The organism is Streptomyces sp. 8N706 (assembly GCF_052245415.1).
GTDB lineage: Bacteria > Actinomycetota > Actinomycetes > Streptomycetales > Streptomycetaceae > Streptomyces.
Genome location: NZ_JBQQBW010000195.1, coordinates 1 through 6,223, shown reverse-complemented (window position 1 = coordinate 6,223; position 6,223 = coordinate 1). Strand labels below are relative to the sequence as shown.

Annotated in this window: 4 protein-coding genes; all 4 read right to left on the bottom strand. The window is 75.5% G+C overall.

Annotation, left to right across the window (positions count from 1 at the left end; translation table 11 throughout):
• A partial coding sequence (locus ACTWQE_RS33345; RefSeq protein ID WP_443332837.1) for a xanthine dehydrogenase family protein molybdopterin-binding subunit occupies positions 1 to 2,319 on the bottom strand: 2,319 nt, incomplete at its 3' end.
• A 379-nt stretch (positions 2,320 to 2,698) separates the two neighbouring features.
• Positions 2,699 to 4,639, bottom strand: a complete 1,941-nt coding sequence (locus ACTWQE_RS33340; protein ID WP_443332836.1) for a 2Fe-2S iron-sulfur cluster-binding protein — start codon at positions 4,637 to 4,639, stop codon at positions 2,699 to 2,701.
• Entirely contained in the window at positions 4,636 to 5,532 is an 897-nt protein-coding gene (locus tag ACTWQE_RS33335) for an FAD binding domain-containing protein (protein ID WP_443332835.1), read from the bottom strand. Before ACTWQE_RS33335 ends, ACTWQE_RS33340 begins: the two co-directional genes overlap by 4 nt.
• A gap of 269 nt (positions 5,533 to 5,801) precedes the next feature.
• On the bottom strand, positions 5,802 to 6,223 hold a 422-nt coding region (locus tag ACTWQE_RS33330; RefSeq protein WP_443332834.1), incomplete at its 5' end, for a family 20 glycosylhydrolase.

Below are 6,223 nucleotides of genomic sequence, written 5' to 3'. Positions count from 1 at the left end.
CTGAGGCCGCGGGGGGACCGCTACGGCCGCCTGGGGGCGGATGGGCAGACGGTTCACGGGCCGCCCGGTCGCGGCCCGTACCGCCGCGGCCACCGCCGCCGGAGAGGTGACCACCGGCACCGCGCTGGCCGCCTTCGCCCCGAAGGGCGCCACCACGTCCCGCTCCTCGACCAGCTTCACGATCCGGATGTCGGGAGCGTCCAGAGCCGTCGGAAGGGCGTAGCCGGTGAGGTCCGGGCGACGGACCACACCGCGCGAGGTCCGCAGGTTCTCGGTGATCGCCGCGCCCACGCCCTGGGTGACACCCGCCTCGATACGGGCGTTCAGCTGGCGTGGGTTGAGCACCCGGCCGACGTCCTGGGCCACGGCCATCTCCACGACCCTCACCGAGCCGAGCTCGATGTCGACATCCACCACGGCCCGTACGGCCGCGAAGGCCATTCCCACGAACGCGTCGCCCTGGCCCGTCTCGTCCAGCGGCTCGGTCGGGTGCGGACGGCACTGGGCGGTGGCCCACAGCTCCTTGCCGTCCAGGGTCTCCGCGACCGTCGTGCTGAGCACCCCGTCGTATGAGGTGATCTTGCCGTCGGCGATCGTCAGCAGCTCCGTCGACATCCCGAACTTGTGCGCCAGCGGCTGCAGCAGCTGCGTACGGACCATCTTGGCCGCGCGCTCGACCGCGCCGCCCGACACCCAGGTGTGCCGGCCGTGGCAGGCCGGTCCGGCAGGCGGCTGGTCGGTGTCGACGGAGGCGACATGCACCTCCTCGACGCCCAGCACCTCCTGGACGATCTGCCGGGCGAGGGTCGAGAAGCCCTGGCCGGTCTCGACGGCGGCGCAGATGACCGTCGCCTCCCCGCCGTTGACCTTCACCGTCGCCGTGGAGACCTCGTCGGTGCCCTCCGCGCCGAGCATGTGCACCATGCCCAGCGCATATCCGACACCGCGCCGGACCGCGCCGGGTTCCCCCGCGCCCTCGGGGCCGCCCGGCAACAGCCAGTCCTCCTCGGGGGCGTCCTTGGGCAGTGCGGGCAGCTCGGCATCCCGCACGGCCTGAAGGAGCTCGGCGACCGGGGCCGGGCAGGTCACGGTCTGACCGGTCGGCAGCAGGTCCCCGGTCGCCAGGGCGTTGCGGAGCCGCAGTTCGACGGGGTCGATGCCCAGCTTGGCGGCGAGCTTGTCCATCTGGCCCTCGTACGCGGCACACACCTGCATCGCGCCCTCGCCGCGGACATGGCCGGACGGCGGGTTGTTGGTGCGGACGGCCCAGCCCTCCACGAAGGCGTGCGGCACGACGTACGGGCCCGCGGCGAAGGACACGGCCGCGGCCAGGGACTCGGCCGAGGCGTCGGCGTACGCGCCCGCGTCCAGCAGGATCTGGGCCTCCACCTTGACGAGGCGGCCGTCGGCATCGGCGTGATGGCGGTAGCGCAGCAGCGTGGGGTGCCGGTGGGCATGGCCGAGGAAGGACTCCTCGCGGGTCGCGGCCAGCTTCACGGGGCGGCCGGTCCTCAGCGCGAGCAGGCCGAGCGGCAGTTGCATGCCCGGGTCCTCACGGTCGCCCATGGCGCCCGGCACCCCCGTGACCACGATCTTCACCCGCTCCGGTTCGAGTCCGAAGCAGGCGGCGGCGAGGTCACGGTCGGTGTGCGGGTCGGTGGAGGCGGTGTAGATCTCCACGCCGCCGTCGGGGCGCGGCACGGCCAGCCCGGCCTCGGCGCCGATGGGGGCGGGGTCCTGGCGGCCGATCCGGTACAGGCCCTCGACGACCACCTCACCGGTCACGTCCGGGTCGCCGTAGCGCAGCGGGATATGGCGGACGAGATTGCCGTCGGGGTGCAGCGGCTCGGCGGAGAACGCCTTCTCCGGGTCGGTGACCGGCTCCAGGATCTCGTACTCGACGGCGATGGCGGCGGCGGCGAGCCGCGCGGTGTCCGGGTGCTCGGCCGCGACGGCGGCGATCGGCTCGCCGTGGTGCCGGACCAGGTCCTTGGCGAACAGGGGCCGGTCGGCGACCTTCCGGCCGTGGCAGGCGTCGCCCGGTACGTCCTCGTGGGTCACCACCGCGCGTACGCCCGGCATCTCCGCGGCCTGCGAGGTGTCGAGGGAGACGATCCGCGCATGCGGGTGCGGGGAGCGCAGGACGGCGGCCCACAGCAGGCCTTCGGCCCACAGGTCGGCCGCGTACGGAAAGGTGCCCGCTGTCTTGGCGAGCGCGTCGGCGGGGGCGAGGGAGGCGCCGAGGCCGTGCGGGGCGGGCTCGACGGGGGTCGTGCTGCCGACGGCCGGAGTCGCGGTGGCCGCGTCGGGACCGGTCATCACGCTGCCTTTCCGCTGCCGCTGGGTGTCGGGTGGATCCGGGTCGCCCGGGCTGCGGCTGTGCCGCCCCGGCGGGGTGGGCTTCCGCGATCGGTGGCCGCGCGGGCGTGGGGGCGGCCACCACCGCATCGGCCCGGGCCCACGTCGCCGTTCCGGCCGGAGGGGCGATGCCGGGGGGCGCTGGTGACCGCGCCACAGGAATCCCGCCCCGCTGGTCCTCGAACGGCGACAGACCGTAGGCCGGGGCACCGGACGTCGGAAGACCGGACGCCGGGGCGTCGAACGGCGGCGGACCGGAGCTCGTCGGCAGGCCGGAGCTCGGGGCGTCGAACGTCGGCAGGCCGGTGGTCGGGGTGTCGCAGCGCTGCGCGTGGGGGGATCACGCGAGGCCTCCCGTCGAGGGGTCGGCGGTCCCTCCGTACGGGCCCGCCTGGTGGGGGATGCGCGCGTTCTCGGCAGGCGCGTCGGGCCGGGGCTCGTCCGGAGCCGGAGTGTCCGGACCCGTCGCCTCGGCCGCCTCGGCACGCCCCGCGACGACTGCGCGGACCGCGTCCAGGACGCCTCGGTAGCCGGAGCAGCGGCACAGGTTGCCGCAGATCGCCTGGCGGGTCTCGAGCTCGGTCGGGGCGTGGTTGCCCTCGAGCAGATCGTGCACGGTCATGGCCAGCCCCGGCACACAGAACCCGCACTGCACGGCGCCCTGGGCGGCGAGTGCGCGCTGTACGTCGGAGGGCGCGCCGTCGACGGCCAGGCCCTCGACCGTACGGACCTCGCTGCCCGCCGCGGTGGCCGCGGGCACCAGGCAGGACGCGACGAGCCGCCCGTCGACCTGGACGGAACACGCGCCGCACTCACCCTGGGAGCAGCCGTCCTTCGCCCCGGCGAGGCCGAGGCGCTCGCGCAGGACGTAGAGCAGGGACTCGCCGATCCAGGCGTCGGTGACGGGCCGGTCGGCCCCGTTGACGCTCAGGACGTAGGAGGCGTAGGGGTGTTCGCTGTGTGCTTCGCCGGCGTCGTCTGCGGCCGGACCGTGGTCGTCCGCCTCGGCGGGTGCCTCTCCGGTCGCCGCACCCGGCACGTCACCGGTGTCGGGCGCCGCGTCACGATCCAGGCCCGCGGCCCGGTCGGCGGTGTCCGTGTCCCGCTCGCCGCCGTCGGACGAAGCGTGGGGAACGGCAGTGGCTCCGGTCTCCGTACGCGGCGCGTCCCCCTCCGGGGACCGGGCACCGGCCTCCTGGTGGCGGGCACCGGACTCCTGGTCGGGCCATTTGGCGCTGTCACCGGCGGGAAGGCCGTCGCCGTAGGAGCCGCCGGAGTAGTCGTCGGGGCCGAAGCCGTTCCGGTCGGCGGGCGGTTGCTCGGGAGCGGCCGGGGGGGACCACTGGCCGCTCGCACCGGGTGCGGAGCCCTCGCGCGGATCCGCCCCCGCCTCGCCGCGGGACGCATCCGCGGGGCCGGATTCCGGCTCGCTCCAACGGTCGTCGGCGTAGCGGCTTCCGCCCTCGTCCGGGCCGCCTCCGGGGGCACTCCCGCGCGGCGCCGGGTCGGCCGGGGCGGCCTCGTCCAGGCGGTAGGCCCCCGATGTGTCGGGGGCCGAGGGGTCCGCGGCCGGGACCGACCAGGGGCCGGGCTCACGCCCCGCCGAGGACCAGTCGCCGGACGTGCCGTCGGGGCCACCGGTGCCGTGCGGCCGCTCCGGTTCCGCGGCCGTACCGGGCCGTTGCTGTTCCGCCGGGTAGGTCCACTGTTCCCCGGCACCGGCGGCGGTGTCACCCCGCTCGGCGTTCCACGGGGCGCCGCTCGCGGCATCCGGCAGCTGCCAGGGGGCGGCCCGCTCCGGGCCGGAGGAGCCATGGAGCAGATACTCGCCGGACTCGTCCGGGATCTCGTCCGCGGCGGGGGGCACGGTCCACTGGTCGGGGGCGCCCTGGCCGGCCCAGCCGGTGTCGGACGGCGGCTGGGGTTCATGGGGCATCGGCCACTGGCCGCCCGTCGCCGGCGGATGCGGTGCGCCCGCTCCCCCGAAGGGCATGGTCCACTGGCCGGTCGCCGCGGGGTCGGCGGGCACGCCGGGGTCTCCGGACACGGTGGAGTCCGCGGACGGCCCTGCGGATGCTATGGGCGGCGGTACGTAGCCCTGGCCGGGCGCGGCCAGGGGGTCGGCGCCCGGGGGCATGGCGGTCAGGTCGAGAAGGCCTTCCGGCAGCTGGACGAAGGCCGTCGCGTCGGCGTCGTACTCGCCCTGCGGCAGCGGTTCCCAGCCCTGCTGCGGCGCACGCTCGTGAGGCTGTCCCGGCTGCCGCGGCTGTTCCGAACTCATGCGAGCGCCCTCCCCAGTGCTCGGCGGGCCAGTGCCGCCACCGTACGCCGCAGGTGCAGCACGCCCGGCGGCAGGGCAGGCGGTTCCGTACCGTCCCCGGGCGGCGCGGGGTCGGGGATGCAGGCCGCGGCGACGTACTCACCGAACGCCGTGCAGGCCTCGGGCGCGAGCGACCGGTCGCCGTCCCAGTCGATGAGCCCGGCGATCCAGCGCTCGGCCTCCAGCGGCCGCAGCGGCATCGGGGCGACCGCGCCCACCGCGCAGCGCACGCCCCGCCGGGCGGGGTCGAGCACGACCGCGACGGAGGCGATGGCCCGCCCGGGGCCCGTGCGGCCGGTCGCCTTGAGGAAGGTCTGCGGGGCGTGCAGCAGCGGCACCCGTACGAAGCCGACGATCTCGCCGGGCCTGAGCATCTCCATGCCGGTGAGGAGATGGCTGACCGGGACCTCCCGGCGCGAGCCCTCCGGCCCGGCGATGATCAGCGTGGCTTCGAGCGCGGCCAGCACGGGCAGTGCGTCGCCGGTGGGAGCCGCGGAGACGATGTTGCCGCCGAGCGTGCCGGCGTTACGGATCTGCGGTGGACCGGCGGCGCGGGCGGCCGCGGCCAGGCCGGGGATCAGCGCCGCGAAGTCGGGCCGGCCCATCCGCGCGTGGGTGAGGCCGGCGCCGAGGAGGGCGTGGCCGTCCTGGTACTGCCAGCCGCGGATCTCGCTGATCCGGCCGAGACCGACCAGGCCCGCGGGCCGCAGCAGACCGGAGTTGACCGCGGTCATGAGGTCGGTGCCGCCCGCGACGGGCACGGCGGCAGGCATGGCGGCCAGCGCCGCGACGGCCTCGTCCAGCGAGACCGGCAACGTCACCGTCTGCGCCGCATGCGGTGCGTGCGTGGTCAACCCAGCTGCCCCTTCCCGGTGTCCCGCCTGTTCGCCGTACGGTACGTGCTCACAGCCCGGACGTGGCAACTCTGGCACATCTTCGTCGGCCCCCGATGCGAGGGTCCGCGAAGGACGGTTACATCCCCGACCTGGCCGATGGTCCGCTTTCTCCCCCTGTCACCCCTGGGAGCGTATTGCCACTCTTCAGGGACCTTGTGCGAATTCCGCCCGTGCGGGGACTACGGTCCCAGGGCGGTGCGGGGACAGCACCCGGCTTCCGCCGCAGCTCACACGATCGGGGGTGGTCCCTCGATCGGGCGTCCGAGGACGACACCCTCGGGAGCGGGACGCCGCTGCCACGGACGCGGTCCGCCGGGCGGGCGGTAGCCGACGCCGAGTGCGTCGAGCCGGGCGTAGTGCGCGGTCATCCGCTCCTCGAAGGCGGCGAAGTCCCGCTCGGCGGGGGGCGGCAGCTCGGACCAGACGGCCTCGGCGAAGGCGGCCAGCCGCGGGAAGACCTGGTAGTCGACGCGCTGCTGGTTCTCCATGACCTCGGTCCAGACGTTGGCCTGGGCTCCGAGCACATGGGCGGCCTGGGCGGGGGTCAACTCCGGGGGCACCGGCGCGAACCGGTAGACGTCCTCCAGCGTGCGGACGTACCCGATGGGCATCGGCTCGTCGTCCCCGGGGGCCTGCCGGTGGTCCAGAT